A 15691-nucleotide genomic window follows, 5' to 3' on the forward strand; every position below is an offset into this window, starting at 1 on the left:
GCACCCCGCCCCCCCCCCCCCCCCCCTCTCCCCCCCCCCCCCGCACCCCCCCCCCCCCCCCCCCCCCCCCCCCCCCCCCCCCCCCCGCCCCCCCCCCCCCCCCCCCCGCTCGTCTGCCAGGAGCGCCCTCAGCCCTTCTCCAGGACGGCCAGGTCGGCCGGGTCGACGCCGCCGAAGCGGCGGTCGCGCTGGGCGTACTCGATGCAGGCGCGCCACAGGTCGCGGCGGTCGAAGTCGGGCCACAGCACGTCCTGGAAGACCATCTCGGCGTAGGCGCTCTGCCAGATCAGGTAGTTGGAGGTGCGCTGCTCCCCGCTGGGCCGCAGGAAGAGGTCGACGTCCGGCATGTCCGGGTAGTACAGGTACTTCTGGATGGTCTTCTCGGTGATCTTCGCCGGGTCGAGGCGTCCCGCCTTCACGTCCTCGGCCAGCGCCTGCGCCGCGTCCGTCAGCTCCGCGCGGCCGCCGTAGTTCATGCAGAAGTACAGCGTGAGCCTGGTGTTGTCCTTGGTCTGCTCCTGGGCGACCTGGAGCTCCTTGGCCACGGACTTCCACAGCTTCGGCATCCGGCCCACCCAGCGGACCCGGATGCCGAGCTCGTCGAGCTGGTCGCGGGTCTTGCGGATGAAGTCGCGGTTGAAGTTCATCAGGAAGCGCACCTCTTCGGGCGACCGCTTCCAGTTCTCGGTGGAGAAGGCGTACAGCGAGATCGCCCCCACCCCCATCTCGATCGCACCCTGCAGCACGTCGAGCACCTGCTCGGCACCGACCTTGTGCCCCTCGGTACGCGGCAGCCCGCGCTCCTTGGCCCACCGGCCGTTGCCGTCCATCACGATCGCGACGTGCTCGGGGACGAGCTCCGACTGGAGCTTCGGCGGGCGGGCGCCCGACGGGTGCGGCTCGGGGGTCCGGTACTCCCGGCGCTGGCGCCCGAGCAGTCGTGCGATGGCCATGGCGATGGATCTCCTAGTTCTTCTCTACGTACCGCAGGGAGCGCAGGCCGCGCTCCAGGTGCCAGTGCAGATAGGCGGACACGAGTCCGCTGCCCTCCCTGACGTGACGCGGCTCGCACGCGTCCGCCGTCGCCCAGTCTCCGGTGAGGAGCGCGCTGAGCAGGCCGATGGCCTCCGCAGAGGGTACGACGCTTCCGGGGACGCGGCAGTCGCCGCAGATGACGCCGCCGGCCGCGACCGAGAAGAACCGGTTCGGGCCGTGGATCCCGCACTTCGCGCAGTCCTCGAAGCTCGGCGCGTAGCCGTTGACGGCCAGGGAGCGGAGCAGGAAGGCGTCGAGGATCAGATGGGGGGCGTGCTCGCCGCGGGCGAGCGTCCGCAGGCCGCCGACGAGCAGCAGGTACTGCTGGACCGCGGGCTCGCCCTCGTGGTCGGTGAAGCGCTCCGCCGTCTCCAGCATGGCCGTGCCGGCCGTGTAGCGGGCGTAGTCGGTGACGATGCCGCTGCCGTACGCGGCGATGGTCTCGCTCTGGGTGCAGAGCGGCAGGCCGCGTCCGACCAGGTCGCTCCCCCGCGCGAAGAACTGCACGTCGACGTGGGAGAAGGGTTCGAGGCGCGCCCCGAACTTCGACTTCGTCCGGCGCACGCCGCGCGCGACGGCGCGCACGCGGCCGTGACCGCGCGTGAGGAGCGTGATGATGCGGTCCGCTTCGCCCAGCTTCTGGGTGCGCAGCACGATGCCGTCGTCGCGGAACAGACTCATGCGCCCCATTCTCGCGTACGCCACGGACAGCCGGGCCCGGGGCGGGGTGTCCGTCCGCGGGGAGACGCAGGTCACATGCGTCCGTGTCACAGGGCTCCCGGCCGTCTCGTCTCAGGGGTGTAGCGAGCGACCGACACACTCACGAAGGAGCACCCCATGGACGCGCGTCTGAACCTCTTCACGAACCCGGTCTTCGGCAAGTCGTTCAAGCACCTCATGGCGGCGGGCAAGGCGGTCAAGGAGTCCACGGTCCCCGCCGCGACCCAGGAGCTGGTGGCCCTGCGCGTGAGCCAGATCAACGGCTGCGCCGTCTGCATCGACATGCACACCAAGGAAGCGGCCCACGCCGGCGAGACCGCGGTACGGATCAACCTGGTCGCGGCGTGGCGCGAGGCGACCGTCTACACCGAGGCCGAGCGCGCCGCGCTGGAACTCGCCGAGGAGGGCACCCGCATCGCCGACGGCACCGGCGTCGGCGACGCCGTCTGGGAGCGGGCCGCCCTCCACTACGACGAGGAGCAGCTCGCCGCCCTCGTCCTCCACATCGGCTTCATGAACCTGGCGAACCGCCTGAACGCCATCACCCGGCAGCCGGCCGGCGACTACGTTCCCGGACGGTTCCACTGATCCGAGCGACGCACACCGACAGGAAGGAAGCGCCCATGAGCAAGGTCGAGGAGTTCGAGGAGCTGCGCCCGCTGCTCTTCTCCATCGCCTACCGCATCCTCGGCAGCGTCGGCGAGGCCGAGGACGCCGTCCAGGAGACCTGGCTCCGCTTCGACGCCTCGCCGACCCGCCCCGCCTCCGTCAAGGCGTTCCTGTCGACCACGATCACCCGCCTCTCGATCGACGTCCTGCGCTCCGCGCGGGTCCGCCGCGAGGAGTACGTCGGCCCCTGGTTCCCCGAACCGCTCCTCAGCGACCCCTACCAGGACCCGGCGCGGTCGGCCGAGCTCGCCGACTCCGTCTCCATGGCCGCCCTGCTCCTCCTGGAACGCCTCAGCCCCCTCGAACGGGCCGTCTTTCTGCTCCGCGAGGTCTTCGCCTTCGACTACGAGGACGTCGCGGAGGCCGTCGGCCGCTCGGAGGCCGCCTGCCGCCAGCTCCTCGTCCGCGCCCGGCGCCACATGCACGACGGCCGCCCCCGCTTCGCCGCCGACCGCGAGGAGCGCCGGGAGCTCGCCGCCCGCTTCTTCGGCGCCCTGGAGAACGGCGACCTCGGCGGCCTCCAGGACCTGCTCTCCGTCGACGTCCGCCTCGTCGGCGACGGCGGCGGCAAGTCCCCCCAGCTCGCCCGCGCCGTCGTCGGCGCGGAGAACGTCGCCCGGCTCCTCACCTCACTGCTCCCCTGGCTGGCCCGCATCGACGTCACGTGCGAGCCCTGCGAGGTCAACGGCCAGCCCGGCGCCCTCTACCGCGACCGCGACGGCCGGATCGTCCAGGCCCTCGCCCTCGACGTCCTCGACGGACGCGTCCAGACCATCCGCGCCGTCACCAACCCCGACAAGCTCGGCCACCTCGGCCCCGTCGCCGACGCCTGGGCCCTCAATCGCGAACTCAAGGAGGCCCGCCGCCAGGCCCGCTGACCCGGCCGCGGTCACCGGCCGGCGAGCTCCCTCCGTGCGCGCCGGCCCGCGGGCGCCCTCAGGGCACCTCGCCCCTGCTCCGCGCGTTCGCGTGCGCCGTCGCCGCGCTCAGCCGCTCCGACGACGTCGCCTCCCGCACCCCGTCCGGCTCCACGTCCCACTCGCGCCCGCCCCCCAGCGGGCGCACCTGCACGTAGGGCCCCTCGTGCCCCATCACCCTCCCGACCCGTCCCGTGCGGATCTCGACGACGTACGACCCGATGGGCAGCGTCATGAGCGACTCTCCTCCCTCGGCAGTACGGCGGCGGCGAGGAGCCGGGCCGTTTCCACCGTGCAGCATCCCAATTCCACGAGCGGCCGCGGAGGCTCGGCCGCGAGCGTGACGACGTCGAGCCCCAGCGAAGGGAGCGTGATTCCCGCTCTCGCCAGTGCCTCCCGCAATTCCGTCACCGCCTCTTGTGCCGCTCCGACCGCCCCCGTGGTCGTCTTCGTGATGTCTTCCTTCACCAACGTATGCCTTTCTGAATCCATTTCCCGCTTCGCCTCTCCAGACTGACGGCACATCCGTAGAATCGGCAGCCGCCCGGCTCCGACAACTGCGGCGTAGCGTGCGGGAGTTAATCCATGGCCAGAAGCAAGCAGCAGGACGCCTGGGAGTTCTTCGGCGAGGTGCTCAAGGAACGCCGCGAAGGCGCCCGCCTCTCCCAGGGCGAGCTGGGCAGACGCGTGTTCGTATCCGGCGCCTACATCGGCCTGTTCGAGCAGGGAATTCGAAAGCCGCAGCTGGACGTGGCACAGCGAATCGACGACGTCCTACAAACCGGTGGTATTTTCGAACGCACGTGGCGGAAACTCATCGACAACTCGCCGTACGCGTCTTATTTCCAGGCCGCCGCCGAACTGGAGGACATGGCCACGAAGATCTGCGAGTTCGAGTCGACGGCCGTTCCGGGACTGCTCCAGACGCCCGCCTACGCTCGGTCGGTCGTGCGCGCGAGCAATCCGCTCGCCACCGACGAGTACGTCGACGACACGGTCAAGGGACGACTGGACCGTTCCGCGATCCTTGCGGACGCCACCCGGCCCGTGTACTGGGTGATCCTGCACGAGACCGCGCTGCGCATCCCCGTGGGCGGAGCCGCCGTCATGGCCGAACAGCTGGACCACCTCGCGACACAGGCCCGGAGGCGCGTGGCCCTCATCCAGGTGCTCCCGTTCGCCGCAGGCGCCTACCCACAGATGGGCAAACCGCTGAAGCTCATGGAGTTCGAGGACGCTCCCCCAACGGCCTATACAGAGGCGGTGTATTCGGGCAACCTCCTCGACGATCCGGCAGTGGTGAAGCGGGCACAGGCCACCTACGATCTGCTCAGGGCCGCCGCTCTGTCGCCGGAAGCGTCCCTGCCTCTCATCGAGTCGGCGGCGGAGGACCACAGACGATGCGCGCGTACGACCTGAGCAACGCCCGTTGGCGCAAGAGCTCCTACAGCGACGGCGACGGCGGCAACTGCGTCGAGGTCACGCGCGACGTTCCCGGCATCGTCCCCGTGCGGGACACCAAGGTCGCCGAGGGTCCCGTGGTCGTCGTGACCGCCGCCGCCTGGTCCGTGTTCGTCGCCGGCCTCGCGAGATGACGACGGCGGCGGCCGCCGCGCCCCGGCACGGTGGGGGCAGGGCCGGGACGGCCGTGCTCGCCGGTCTCGGATGGGTCGTCGTGCCGGCGGTGACGGCGGGCGTGGCGGGCGGCTGGGGGTACGGGGCGCTGATCGTCCTGCCCGCGGTGTTCGCCCTGTTCGGGGCCGGGATCGCGTACGCGGTCGGGGAGTCGCTCCGCGAGTCGTGGTACATCCCGGAGCGCGGGGTCACGGTGGTGGCGGAGTTCGACCACTACACCGACACCGCGAGGGCGTACCGGTACGTGGACACGACCGGGACGGCGCACGTGTACACCGCGAGGACCGGGGGCGACCGGGTGGTCGTGAGCTATCTGCCCCGGGCGCCGCACCACGCGGTCGTCGCGTCGTCGACCGGCGAGCGGATCCGGCTGGCCTTCACGGCGCTGGTCGGCACGGTCATGGGCGCTGCGGGGGTCGTGGGGGTCGCGGTCCTCGCGGTGCAGGCGTTCGCGGGGTGATCGGGGAGGCGTCATGCCTTCCGGGGCCGCCGCGTCCCCCTCTACGATCACGCCCATGTCGATCACCTCGCCCATACCCGTCCTCCACGCCGGCGCGGACACCGTCGTGCGGCCCGAGGGCGAGGCGCTGCTCGTCCGCCGGCCGCACGAGCAGGCGCTCATCCCGCTGCGGGCGGTCGCCCGGGTGCTGGCCGAGGGACGGACGGTCACGATCGAGCTGACGTCCGCGCCGGGGTCGGAGCGGACGCACGTGCACCGGGTGTGGGACGTGGTGGACGAGGCGGCGGCCACGGCCTTCGCGGCGGCGGTGAACGCGGCGCTGCCGGAGCGGGCGGACGCGGTCGACGGCGCGGACCTCGTCACGGGCGAGCGGCTGTACCAGCCGAGCTACCGGAACTGGCTGCGGCGGGTGAAGCGCGGCACGCTGATCGCGACGCTGACGGTCGTCGCCCTGTGCGTGCTCGTGAGCGTCGCGGGGTACCCGGCCACCCTCATCGTGCTCATTCCGTTCGCCTGCGTCGGGGTGCCGGTGGTCGCGCTCGCGGCGGTGCTGGCGTACGACTACGCCGAGGAGCGGCACCTGCGGCGGCACGGCGTACGCACCGCGGCGATCCGGCTGCGGGACGAGGACGTGTACGTCTACACGGATCCCGCGGGCCTGGTGCGTTCGGTGCGGTCGCCCGTCCGGACCTGGGACATCCAGGCGGCCTACGATCCGCGGGACCCCGGACGGGTCGTGCCGCTGCGGGCGCGGTCGCGCCGGGTCAGGAACGCCGTCGGGGTGCTGGCCGTCCTCCTCGTCGGCCTCCTCTTCACGGGGGCGGCCCTGGGGTCGGTCGTCGCGGCCTTCTTCTTCGGCAGCTTCGACACCCTGTCGTGACGGCCCTGCCGACGGTCACACAGGCACACTTATGGAAGCCATAAGTCCGTCTTATGAGCTCATAGACCGGGGCCGGGTACCATTTCTCGAGCGTCATTATTTAGGGTGACCTAAGTGTCGGCGGCTTCGCCGCCACGTCGCTTGCGAAGGGAACCTGACATGCCCCGCCCCCTCCGGGTCGCGATCGTCGGCGCCGGCCCCGCCGGAATCTACGCCGCCGATGCGCTGCTGAAGTCCGACGCCGCCGCCGAGCCGGGTGTGTCCATCGACCTCTTCGAGCGGATGCCCGCGCCCTTCGGCCTCATCCGCTACGGCGTCGCCCCGGACCACCCGCGCATCAAGGGCATCATCACCGCCCTCCACCAGGTCCTCGACAAGCCGCAGGTGCGCCTCTTCGGCAACGTCGACTACGGCACCGACATCCACCTCGACGACCTGCGCGCCTTCTACGACGCCGTGGTCTTCTCCACCGGCGCCATGGCCGACCGCGAGCTCCGCATCCCCGGCGTCGAGCTCGACGGCTCCTACGGCGCCGCCGACTTCGCCTCCTGGTACGACGGCCACCCCGACGTCCCGCGCACCTGGCCGCTGCACGCCGAGAAGGTCGCCGTCCTCGGCGTCGGCAACGTCGCCCTCGACGTCGCCCGCATCCTCGCCAAGACCGCCGAGGAGCTGCTGCCCACCGAGATCCCGCCGAACGTCCACGAGGGCCTCCAGGCCAACAAGGCCGTCGAGATCCACGTCTTCGGCCGCCGCGGCCCCGCCCAGGCCAAGTTCAGCCCCATGGAGCTGCGCGAGCTGGACCACTCCCCCACCATCGAGGTCATCGTCAACCCCGAGGACATCGACTACGACGAGGGCTCGATCGCCGAGCGGCGGAAGAACAAGCAGACCGACATGGTCGCCAAGACGCTGGAGAACTGGGCGATCCGCGACGTCGGCGAGCGCCCGCACAAGCTGTTCCTGCACTTCTTCGAGTCGCCCGTGGAGATCCTCGGCGAGGACGGCAAGGTCGTCGGCCTGCGGACCGAGCGCACCGAGCTCGACGGCACCGGCAACGTCACGGGCACCGGCACGACCACCGACTGGGACGTCACCGCCGTCTACCGCGCCGTCGGTTACCTCTCCGACGAGCTGCCCAAGCTCCCCTGGGACACCGCCAGCGGCACCGTGCCCGACGAGGGCGGCCGGGTGATCGAGGAGACCGGCGAGCACATGGCCTCCACCTACTGCACCGGCTGGATCCGCCGCGGTCCCGTCGGCCTCATCGGCCACACCAAGGGCGACGCCAACGAGACCGTGGCGAACCTCCTGGACGACTTCGCGAACGGCCGCCTGCTCACCCCCGACACCCCGCAGGAGGACGCCGTCGTGTCCTTCCTGGAGGAGAAGGGCCTCACGTACACGACGTGGGAGGGCTGGTACGCCCTGGACGCCGCCGAGAAGGCGCTCGGCGAGCCGCAGGGCCGCGAGCGGGTCAAGCTCGTCGAGCGTGAGGACATGCTGCGCGCCAGCGGCGCCCTCCGGTAGCCGGACCCCCGAGGGCCCCCGCGACCACCCCGGTCGCGGGGGCCCTCGCCCCTTCCCGGTCCTACCCTGAAAGGACCGGGAAGAGGTGAGGCCCCATGTCCGCACCCGCGCTCCACACCGCCGACGGGACCGCCGGTGCCGACCCGGTCGAGCGGGCCCGGGACGCCGCCGCCCGGGAGTCCTGGCCGGAGGCGTACGCGCTGCTGCGCGCCCACGACCGGCACCCCTCCCCGGCGCTGACCGCCGACGACCTCTCCGTGCTCGCCGACGCCGCCTGGTGGTCGGGCCGCGTCGACGAGTCCGTCACCGCCCGGCTCCGCGCCCACGCCGGATACCTCGCGGCCGGCGACCACCGGCGCGCCGGGCTCGCCTCCTGGTGGCTGCACTACGAGTACCGGGGCCTGGGGCGTCCCGCCGCCGCCTCCGGGTGGCTCCACCGGGCCCGGCACCACCTCGCCGACCTGCCGCCCTGCCCCGAGCAGTGCTTCCTCGCCTGGGCGGACGCCGAGGAGGCCGAACAGCACGGCGACCCGGCGGCGGCCCTCGCCGCCACCCACCGCATGACCCGCCTCGCGCTCCGCTCCGGCAGCCCCGACCTGCTCGCCCTCAGCCGCCAGGCCGAGTCCGCCGTCCTGCTCGCCCAGGGCCGCCGCGCCGAGGCCCTCGCCCTCCTCGACGACGCCATGTGCGCGGTCTGCGCCGGCGAGCTCACCGGCATGTTCACGGGCTGGCTCTACTGCCTCGCCCTCACCCAGTGCCTGGAGGCCGCCGACTTCGGCCGCGCCGTGGAGTGGACGAACGCGGCGATGGAGTGGTGCGCGCCGCCCTGGTCGGGCCGGCCCACGGCCTCCCCCGGGACGGGCGGCCCCCTCCCCATGGCCGTCTCCTCCGGCGAGAACCCCTTCCGGGGCGTCTGCCGGGCCCACCGCGTCCGGGTGCTCGACCTGCTCGGTTCCTGGGAGCTCGTGGAGGAGGAGGCCCGGATGGCGTGCCGGGAGGTGCCGGTGGACCGCCTTGAGTCGGCCGCGGCCGCGTACTACGCCGCCGGGGACGTGCAGCGGCGGCAGGGCAGGCTCGACGCGGCGGCGGAGTCGTACGCCCACGCGCACGAGCTGGGGCGGATCCCGCAGCCGGGGCTCGCACTGCTGCGCCTCGCGCAGGGCCGGGCCGACGCGGCGGTCGCGGGCGTCGCCCTCGCCCTCGCCTGCCAGAGCGACCCGCGCCACGACGTCCTGGGCCGCGCCCGGCTGCTCGCCGCCCGCACCGAGGTGGCCCTCGCCGTCCGGGACGCGGCCGGGGCCGCGGAGGCGGCGCGGGAGCTGGCCTCCCTCGCCGGGGACGTGCCCCTGCTGCGGGCGATGGCCGACACGGCGGAGGGCGCGGTCGCCCTCTCCGCGGGCCGGGCGGCCGCGGCGGTGCCCCTGCGCCGGGCGCTCGCCGGGTGGCTGGAGCTGCGGGTGCCGTACGAGGCGGCGCAGGTGCGGATGCTGCTCGCCGCGGCCTGCCGGGCGGCGTGTGACGAGGAGGCGGCCCGGCTGGAGCTGGCCGCCGCGCGCGCCGCGTTCGAGCGGCTCGGGGCCGCCCCGGACGCCCGGCGCGCGGCGGCGCTGCTCTCCGGCGGGGCGCGGCGACGGCTGCCGGGCGGGCTGACCGCCCGGGAGGCCGAGGTGCTGAGGCTGGTCGCCACCGGCGGCACCGACCGCGACATCGCCCGGGCGCTGGTGATCAGCGAGCGCACCGTGGCACGGCACCTGAACCACATCTTCGCCCGGCTGGGCGTCGGCTCGCGCGCCGCCGCCACGGCGTACGCCTGCGCGCACGGCCTGGCCTGAACCGGCCGTGGGCCGTCCGGCCCATCCCCGGCCTGCCGCCGTCCGTGGGCGGTTCGGGCGATGCGGCCCCGCCGTCCGCCGGGCTGGACCGGGACCATGACCACCACGACCGCATCCCCGGACACGCTCCGCGGTGCCGTGCGCGGCACCGCCGTCACCCGCGGCGACCCGTCGTACGACGTCTCCCGCCGGGTCTGCAACGCCCTGCACGACCGCCGGCCGGCCGTCGTCATCCACGCCGTGGACGCCGGGCCATCGCGGTCCACACGGCGTATGGCGAGACGATGCCGTCGCCGGAGTCGGACACCGTGGTCTTCCCGGTCGTCGGGGCCTGCCACGAGGTGGGACCGGAGGAGACCGCCTTCGCCTCCCGGGACGCGGCCTTCTCGCACTCCTTCGGCGGCAGGAACTACGCCCGGCTGCGCGGGGTCAAGCGCCGGGACGACCCGGACAACCTGTTCCGGCTCAACCGGAACATCGTCCCCTGAGCGCGGCGGAGCCGGCCGCTACGGCACCGTCCGGGCGGAGGCGAGCAGGCGGACGGTGTCGTCGGGGGCGAACGCGAGGGCGTTGCCGACGGTCCCGAGGACCTCCATCTCGGCCGGGCTGTACGCCCCGTCGGCCAGCGCGATCCGCGCGGCCTGGAGCAGGATCGACTCCCGCCCGGAGGGGGCCAGGTGCGGGGTGAGGGGCTCCAGGGCCTCGTGGAGCTCGATCGCGAGGAGCGTCCCCTCGGGGTTCACCTCGGGCATGAACCGGCCGGTGTCGGCCTCCAGCGCCTCGACGAGGTCGACGAGCTGGACGGCCGTGCACTCGGCGAAGCCGGCGGACCGGACCGCGCTCACCGCCCGGTCGAGCACGGCCCGGGAGTCGGTGCCGCCGGCCGCGAGCACGGCGAGGGCGACGGTGTGCACGCCGTCCCGCAGCATCGCCGAGAAACGGCTGGTCGTCGGGTGGTCCAGGACCTCCGTGCCGAAGTGCGTGTGACAGGCCGCGCACTCGACCACGGGGCCCGTACAGCCGCGCGGCAGGACCGGGACGCCCAGGACGGCGAACCTGCGCCGGCCGGTGCGCCGCCGGTAGTTCCGGTCGCCCCCGCACTCCTCGCAGAAGAACTCGCCGTCCCCGACCGTGTTCCAGGAGGTGCGGATTCCGCAGACGCCCACTTTCCCACCACGTGAATTCCGGGCAGACCGCACACGCACCTCCTCAACGGCCCGGCTGCACTGCCGGCGTTGGCGTGATGTTAGCCACATCCTTGATGCGACGTCAGCACCCCGTCAGGAGTTCACCACGGACTTGGCCGAGACACGCCACCCCGCCGGGGCCTTCAGGAGGAGCGGCGGCGGCGCTTTCCGAAGGCCAGGAAGGCTCCGCCGACGGCCACGGCGGCCGCGGCGGCGCCGATCACCCCGGGGCCGATGGCCGAACCGGTCGTCGCGAGATCACCCTCCGGGGTGGCGGAGGGCGCCGGGGCGGTGGCCGGGGCCGTGGTGGCCCCTCCCGGGGTGGCGGGCGCGGACGGGGAGGCGGAGGTCTCCGGCGTCGCGGAGGCGCCGGGGGTCTCGCCGCCCTCGCTCGGGGTCGCCTCCGGGGTCGGCGGCGGCGTGGGGACGGGCTTCTCGGTCGGCTTCGGCTTCTCCGGGGGGACGACCGGGCCCGGCTCCGTGCCCGTGGGCAGGCAGCCGGTGAAGTTCATCCGGTGGGTCTCGGCGCCGGGGACGGTGAGCAGCTCCTCGGCGATGACGGAGCCGTTGACGTGCCCGGGGCCGACGTTCCTGCCGCCCATCTCGACGGTGGCGTTCGGCGCGAGGATGGTGCCGGGCCAGGAGGTGTAGTTCTTCTTCACGCTCTCGGCCTGCGGGAAGTTCCACAGCAGCTTGGCGCGGATCCGGCGGTACTCGTCGCGCGGCACGGCGTAGTCGTCGATGACGTCGCCGCCGCCGTCGAGGTTCTTGTAGTAGACGCCGTAGGTGGCCGAGGTGCTCATGTCGTACGAGGTGCCGAGCACGTTCACCAGGGTCGTGGAGCCGACCGGGACGTCCAGGGTGATCGCGCGGGCCTTCTCCAGGTCGGCGGCGTCGATCGCGAAGACGTTGAGCCGTGCGTCGGTGCCGGTGAGGAACAGGCCCTGGGAGCCGGCGGCGACCTCGCCGTTCGCCCGGAGGGCCGCCCAGCCGGTGGAGAGCGCGCGGAGGCTCTTGAACTCCCGCGCGAAGTCGACCGGGGAGCCGCCGGTCGCGACCTTGCCGCCGTCGACGCCGAAGCCCTGGCCGGGGGTGGAACGGTCGACGACCCCGGCGGCCACGCCGGTGCCGTGGTCGAGGACGACCTGGTTCGCGTAGAGGGTGCCGCCGACGACGAGGCTGTGGCCGCCGGGCAGCTTCGCGAGGTCGGCGGCGGTGAGCTCGTGGCCGATGGAGAAGCCGGAGCGCTGGGCCGGGTCGCCGAAGCGCGCGTCCCCGCCGACCGCGACCGCCCCCTCGGAGTCGGAGTGCCGGACGGAGTCCTTCTCGACGAACTCGGCGTAGAGACCGGCCGTGCCGAGCGGCTGCGTCACGCACTCCGCGGAGGTCGTGGCGGAAGCGGCGGGGGCCCAGGAGAGGGCGGCACCGGTCACCGCGAGAACGGCGGCCACGGCAGCGGTGGTGCGCATGCGGAACTCCAGGTCAGGAGGGGTGGGGAGGGGGCGCGTGGGGGGGATGTCCGAGGGGACGGGCCGACCTTCCGCCATTCCGCGATCTACCGTCAACTCACCGGATATCGCGCCGATTCCGGCATGTCGGAACGATCTTCCTTAAGCGAACCTGAAACCGTGACGCAGCTCACAGACGAGACCGCCCCGCGCCCTCCGGGAAGGGAGGGCGCGGGGCGGGCGCGGAGCCGGGTGGCGGTCAGCGGGCGGAGCGGTTGACCGCCGAGACGACCGCCTTGAGCGAGGCGCGGGTCGTGTTGGCGTCGATGCCGATGCCCCACAGGACCTGGCCGTCGATGGCGCACTCGATGTACGAGGCGGCCTGCGCGGAGGCGCCCTCGCTCATGGTGTGCTCCTGGTAGTCCAGCAGGCGGGCGTCCACGCCGATCGCCTGCAGCGCGGCGAAGAAGGCCGAGATCGGGCCGTTGCCGGAGCCGGTCAGCACGGTGTCGGCGCCGTCCACGACGGCCTCGACGGTCAGCGTGTCCGTGCCGTCGGTGTCGGAGGTGCTCTGGCCGGAGCGCAGCTGGATGCGGCCCCAGGCGTTGTCCGGGTTGGGCAGGTACTCGTCCTGGAAGACGGACCAGATCGCGGCCGGCGTGACCTCGCCCCCCTCGGTGTCGGTCTTCTGCTGGATGATCTTCGAGAACTCGATCTGCATCCGGCGGGGCAGGTCCAGCTTGTGGTCGTTCTTCAGGACGTACGCGATGCCGCCCTTGCCGGACTGCGAGTTGACCCGGATGACGGCCTCGTAGGAGCGGCCGACGTCCTTCGGGTCGATCGGCAGGTACGGCACCGCCCACTCGATCTCGTCGACGGTCTTGCCCGCGGCGGCCGCGTCGGCCTCCATCGCGTCGAAGCCCTTCTTGATGGCGTCCTGGTGGGAGCCGGAGAAGGCGGTGTAGACCAGGTCGCCCGCGTAGGGGTGGCGCGGGTGGACCTCCATCTGGTTGCAGTACTCGGAGGTGCGGCGGATCTCGTCGATCTGCGAGAAGTCGATCTGCGGGTCGACGCCCTGGCTGAACAGGTTCATGCCCAGGGTCACCAGGTCGACGTTGCCGGTGCGCTCGCCCTGCCCGAACAGGCAGCCCTCGATGCGGTCCGCGCCGGCCATGATCGCCAGCTCGGCCGCCGCGACCGCCGTACCGCGGTCGTTGTGCGGGTGGACCGACAGGCAGACGTGCTCGCGGCGGGTCAGGTTCCGGGACATCCACTCGAACCGGTCCGCGTGCGTGGACGGCGTCGAACGCTCCACGGTGGCGGGCAGGTTGAGGATGATCTCGCGGCCCGGGCCGGGCTGCCAGACGTCGCAGACCGCCTCGCAGACCTCCAGGGCGAAGTCCAGCTCGGTGTCGGTGAAGATCTCCGGGCTGTACTGGTAGCCGAAGGCCGTCTCCGGGCCCAGCAGCTTCTCCGCGTACTCCATGACCAGGCGGGTGCCGTCCACGGCGATCTGCTTGATCTGCTCCTTCGAGCCGCGGAAGACGACCCGGCGGAAGGTGGGGGCGGTGGCGTTGTACAGGTGGACGGTGGCGCGCCGGGCGCCGACCAGGGACTCCACGGTCCGCTCGATCAGGTCCTCGCGGGCCTGGGTCAGTACGGAGATGGTCACGTCGTCCGGGATCGCGCCGTCCTCGATGATGGAGCGCACGAACGCGAAGTCGGTCTCACCCGAGGACGGGAAGCCGACCTCGATCTCCTTGTAGCCCATGCGGACCAGCAGGTCGAACATCTCGCGCTTGCGGGCCGGCGACATCGGGTCGATCAGGGCCTGGTTGCCGTCGCGCAGGTCGGTGGAGAGCCAGCGCGGCGCCGTGGTGATCCGCTGCTCGGGCCAGGTGCGGTCGGGGATGGCCACGGCCTCGTACCGGCCGTACTTGTGGATCGGCATCCCGGACGGGCGCTGCGTGTGGGTCGCGGTGGTGAGGGGCGTCGGGCGGCTGACGAAAGGCGACTGGGACATTGCGTAGGGCTCCTCGGGGGTCCAACGGAGGGACGGCCGACTGTCGAACGCAACGCCAGTACCCGCGGGGAGGGGGTCGGCCTACGACTACAGGCCCTCGCCGCGGCAGCTAAGGAGAAGCAGCCCGAAACGCATGATGTGCGTCACCATAGCCCAGGTCCGTGGGGGCGGACGTCCTGTTCCAGTATGCGGGACGGCCTCCACGTCAAGCCCGAACAGTGACGCATCACTCCATTTCGCCAATCCTCGTCTCTCCTCGTGACAGTGGCATCACTCAGTGCCACATTGCAGGGATGACTCCCCAGACGTCCGTCTTCTGCTCGATCGTCCCGCCCCACCTCCTGGAGCACCTGGCCCGCTCCTCCAACGAGGCGGTCGCCGCCACCGCGCGCCGCACCCTCGTCGCCGACGCCGCCGCCCGCACCTTCCGGGTGCTGCCCCTGCCCGGCGCGGTGCCCACGCTCGCCCCGGGCGACGCCCAGCGCCCCCACCGCACCGTCCACGACTGCGGGCGCGGCACCGACCTGCCGGGGACCAAGGTGCGGGGCGAGGGGGACGAGGCGGTCGCCGACGCCACCGTCAACCGGGCGTACGCCGGCCTCGGCGCCACCTTCGACCTCTTCCTCCAGGCCTTCGGCCACGACTCGATCGACGGCTCGGGACTCCCCCTCGTCGCCTCCGTCCACTACGACGAGAACTACGGCAACGCCTTCTGGAACGGCGAGCAGATGGTGTTCGGCGACGGCGACGACGAGATCTTCCTCGACTTCACCCTCCCGGTGGACGTCATCGGCCACGAGCTCGCCCACGGCTTCACCCAGTACACGGCGAACCTGGAGTACTTCAGCCAGTCCGGCGCCCTCAACGAGTCGGTCTCCGACGTCTTCGGCTCCCTGGTGAAGCAGCACGCCCGCGGCCAGAGCGCGAGCGAGGCCGACTGGCTCATCGGCGAGGGCCTCTTCCACCCGAACGTGCAGGGGACGGCCCTGCGCTCCATGAAGGCCCCGGGCACCGCGTACGACGACGACGTCCTCGGCAAGGACCCGCAGCCCGGGCACATGGACGACTACGTCCGCACCGGCCGCGACAACGGAGGGGTGCACATCAACTCCGGCATCCCCAACCACGCCTTCTACCTGCTCGCCACCGAGCTCGGCGGCAACGCCTGGGAGCGCCCCGGGCAGATCTGGTACGACGTCATGACCGGCGGCGCCCTCACCCCCGAGGCCCGCTTCTCGGAGTTCGCGGCGGCGACGGTGGCGGCGGCCCGGGCCCGGTACGGCGACGGGGAGGAGATCCAGGCCGTCCTGAAGGCCTGGACCGCGGTGGGGGTGCCCACCGGCTGACGGCCTGGT

Annotated in this window: 16 protein-coding genes; 10 read left to right on the forward strand and 6 right to left on the reverse strand. The window is 72.7% G+C overall.

From position 1 onward, the window contains the following. Positions 1–128 precede the first annotated feature (128 nt). Both ACZ60W_RS22470 and recO read right to left on the reverse strand, forming a co-directional pair. Complete coding sequence (locus ACZ60W_RS22470) at positions 129–953, reverse strand: isoprenyl transferase (RefSeq protein WP_469757122.1); 825 nt, start codon at positions 951–953, stop codon at positions 129–131. 13 nt (positions 954–966) lie between these two features. After that, complete coding sequence (gene recO, locus ACZ60W_RS22475) at positions 967–1716, reverse strand: DNA repair protein RecO (RefSeq protein ID WP_469757123.1); 750 nt, start codon at positions 1714–1716, stop codon at positions 967–969. Between the two features lie 156 nt (positions 1717–1872). Between recO and ACZ60W_RS22480 the strand changes: the two genes are divergently transcribed. Continuing rightward, complete coding sequence (locus ACZ60W_RS22480) at positions 1873–2343, forward strand: carboxymuconolactone decarboxylase family protein (protein ID WP_469757124.1); 471 nt, start codon at positions 1873–1875, stop codon at positions 2341–2343. Positions 2344–2378: 35 nt separating this feature from the next. Next, positions 2379–3302 carry an RNA polymerase sigma-70 factor gene (locus ACZ60W_RS22485; protein WP_469757125.1) on the forward strand — a complete coding sequence of 308 codons (924 nt, stop codon included), beginning with the start codon at positions 2379–2381 and terminating at the stop codon, positions 3300–3302. Positions 3303–3360: 58 nt separating this feature from the next. Here the strand turns inward: ACZ60W_RS22485 and ACZ60W_RS22490 are convergent, their stop codons facing one another. Next, complete coding sequence (locus tag ACZ60W_RS22490) at positions 3361–3576, reverse strand: hypothetical protein (protein ID WP_469757126.1); 216 nt, start codon at positions 3574–3576, stop codon at positions 3361–3363. A 350-nt stretch (positions 3577–3926) separates the two neighbouring features. On the opposite strand from ACZ60W_RS22490, the gene ACZ60W_RS22495 reads away from it, so the two are divergent. The 7 genes from ACZ60W_RS22495 to ACZ60W_RS22525 all read left to right on the forward strand — a co-directional run bounded on the left by ACZ60W_RS22495 (position 3927) and on the right by ACZ60W_RS22525 (position 10166). Further along, on the forward strand, positions 3927–4760 hold the full coding sequence (locus tag ACZ60W_RS22495) for a helix-turn-helix domain-containing protein (protein WP_469757127.1): 834 nt from the start codon (positions 3927–3929) through the stop codon (positions 4758–4760). Next, positions 4742–4936 (forward strand): DUF397 domain-containing protein, encoded by a 195-nt coding sequence (locus ACZ60W_RS22500; RefSeq protein ID WP_469757128.1) that lies wholly within the window; start codon positions 4742–4744, stop codon positions 4934–4936. Before ACZ60W_RS22495 ends, ACZ60W_RS22500 begins: the two co-directional genes overlap by 19 nt. Further along, positions 4933–5436, forward strand: a complete 504-nt coding sequence (locus ACZ60W_RS22505; RefSeq protein ID WP_469757129.1) for a hypothetical protein — start codon at positions 4933–4935, stop codon at positions 5434–5436. The genes ACZ60W_RS22500 and ACZ60W_RS22505 overlap by 4 nt, the downstream gene beginning before the upstream one ends. A 55-nt stretch (positions 5437–5491) precedes the next feature. Continuing rightward, the gene (locus tag ACZ60W_RS22510; protein WP_469757130.1) at positions 5492–6316 is read left to right on the forward strand and encodes a hypothetical protein; all 825 of its coding nucleotides are present in this window, start codon (positions 5492–5494) and stop codon (positions 6314–6316) included. A 159-nt stretch (positions 6317–6475) separates the two neighbouring features. After that, positions 6476–7846 (forward strand): FAD-dependent oxidoreductase, encoded by a 1371-nt coding sequence (locus ACZ60W_RS22515; RefSeq protein ID WP_469757131.1) that lies wholly within the window; start codon positions 6476–6478, stop codon positions 7844–7846. Positions 7847–7941: 95 nt separating this feature from the next. Next, complete coding sequence (locus tag ACZ60W_RS22520) at positions 7942–9678, forward strand: helix-turn-helix transcriptional regulator (RefSeq protein WP_469757132.1); 1737 nt, start codon at positions 7942–7944, stop codon at positions 9676–9678. Between the two features lie 284 nt (positions 9679–9962). Further along, positions 9963–10166 (forward strand): BBE domain-containing protein, encoded by a 204-nt coding sequence (locus tag ACZ60W_RS22525; protein WP_469757133.1) that lies wholly within the window; start codon positions 9963–9965, stop codon positions 10164–10166. A gap of 18 nt (positions 10167–10184) precedes the next feature. On the opposite strand, the gene ACZ60W_RS22530 is transcribed toward ACZ60W_RS22525, so the two are convergent. From ACZ60W_RS22530 to leuA, 3 genes are all read right to left on the reverse strand, one after another. Further along, positions 10185–10877 carry a TerB family tellurite resistance protein gene (locus tag ACZ60W_RS22530; protein WP_469757134.1) on the reverse strand — a complete coding sequence of 231 codons (693 nt, stop codon included), beginning with the start codon at positions 10875–10877 and terminating at the stop codon, positions 10185–10187. 131 nt (positions 10878–11008) lie between these two features. Then, positions 11009–12334 (reverse strand): choice-of-anchor A family protein, encoded by a 1326-nt coding sequence (locus tag ACZ60W_RS22535; RefSeq protein ID WP_469757135.1) that lies wholly within the window; start codon positions 12332–12334, stop codon positions 11009–11011. A 238-nt stretch (positions 12335–12572) separates the two neighbouring features. Next, complete coding sequence (leuA, locus tag ACZ60W_RS22540) at positions 12573–14336, reverse strand: 2-isopropylmalate synthase (RefSeq protein WP_469757136.1); 1764 nt, start codon at positions 14334–14336, stop codon at positions 12573–12575. A 293-nt stretch (positions 14337–14629) separates the two neighbouring features. Between leuA and ACZ60W_RS22545 the strand changes: the two genes are divergently transcribed. Next, a complete protein-coding gene (locus tag ACZ60W_RS22545; RefSeq protein ID WP_469757137.1) occupies positions 14630–15682 on the forward strand; it encodes a M4 family metallopeptidase in 1053 nt (350 codons plus the stop codon). Positions 15683–15691: the final 9 nt, after the last annotated feature.

The organism is Streptomyces sp. NPDC104202, from assembly GCF_055584185.1.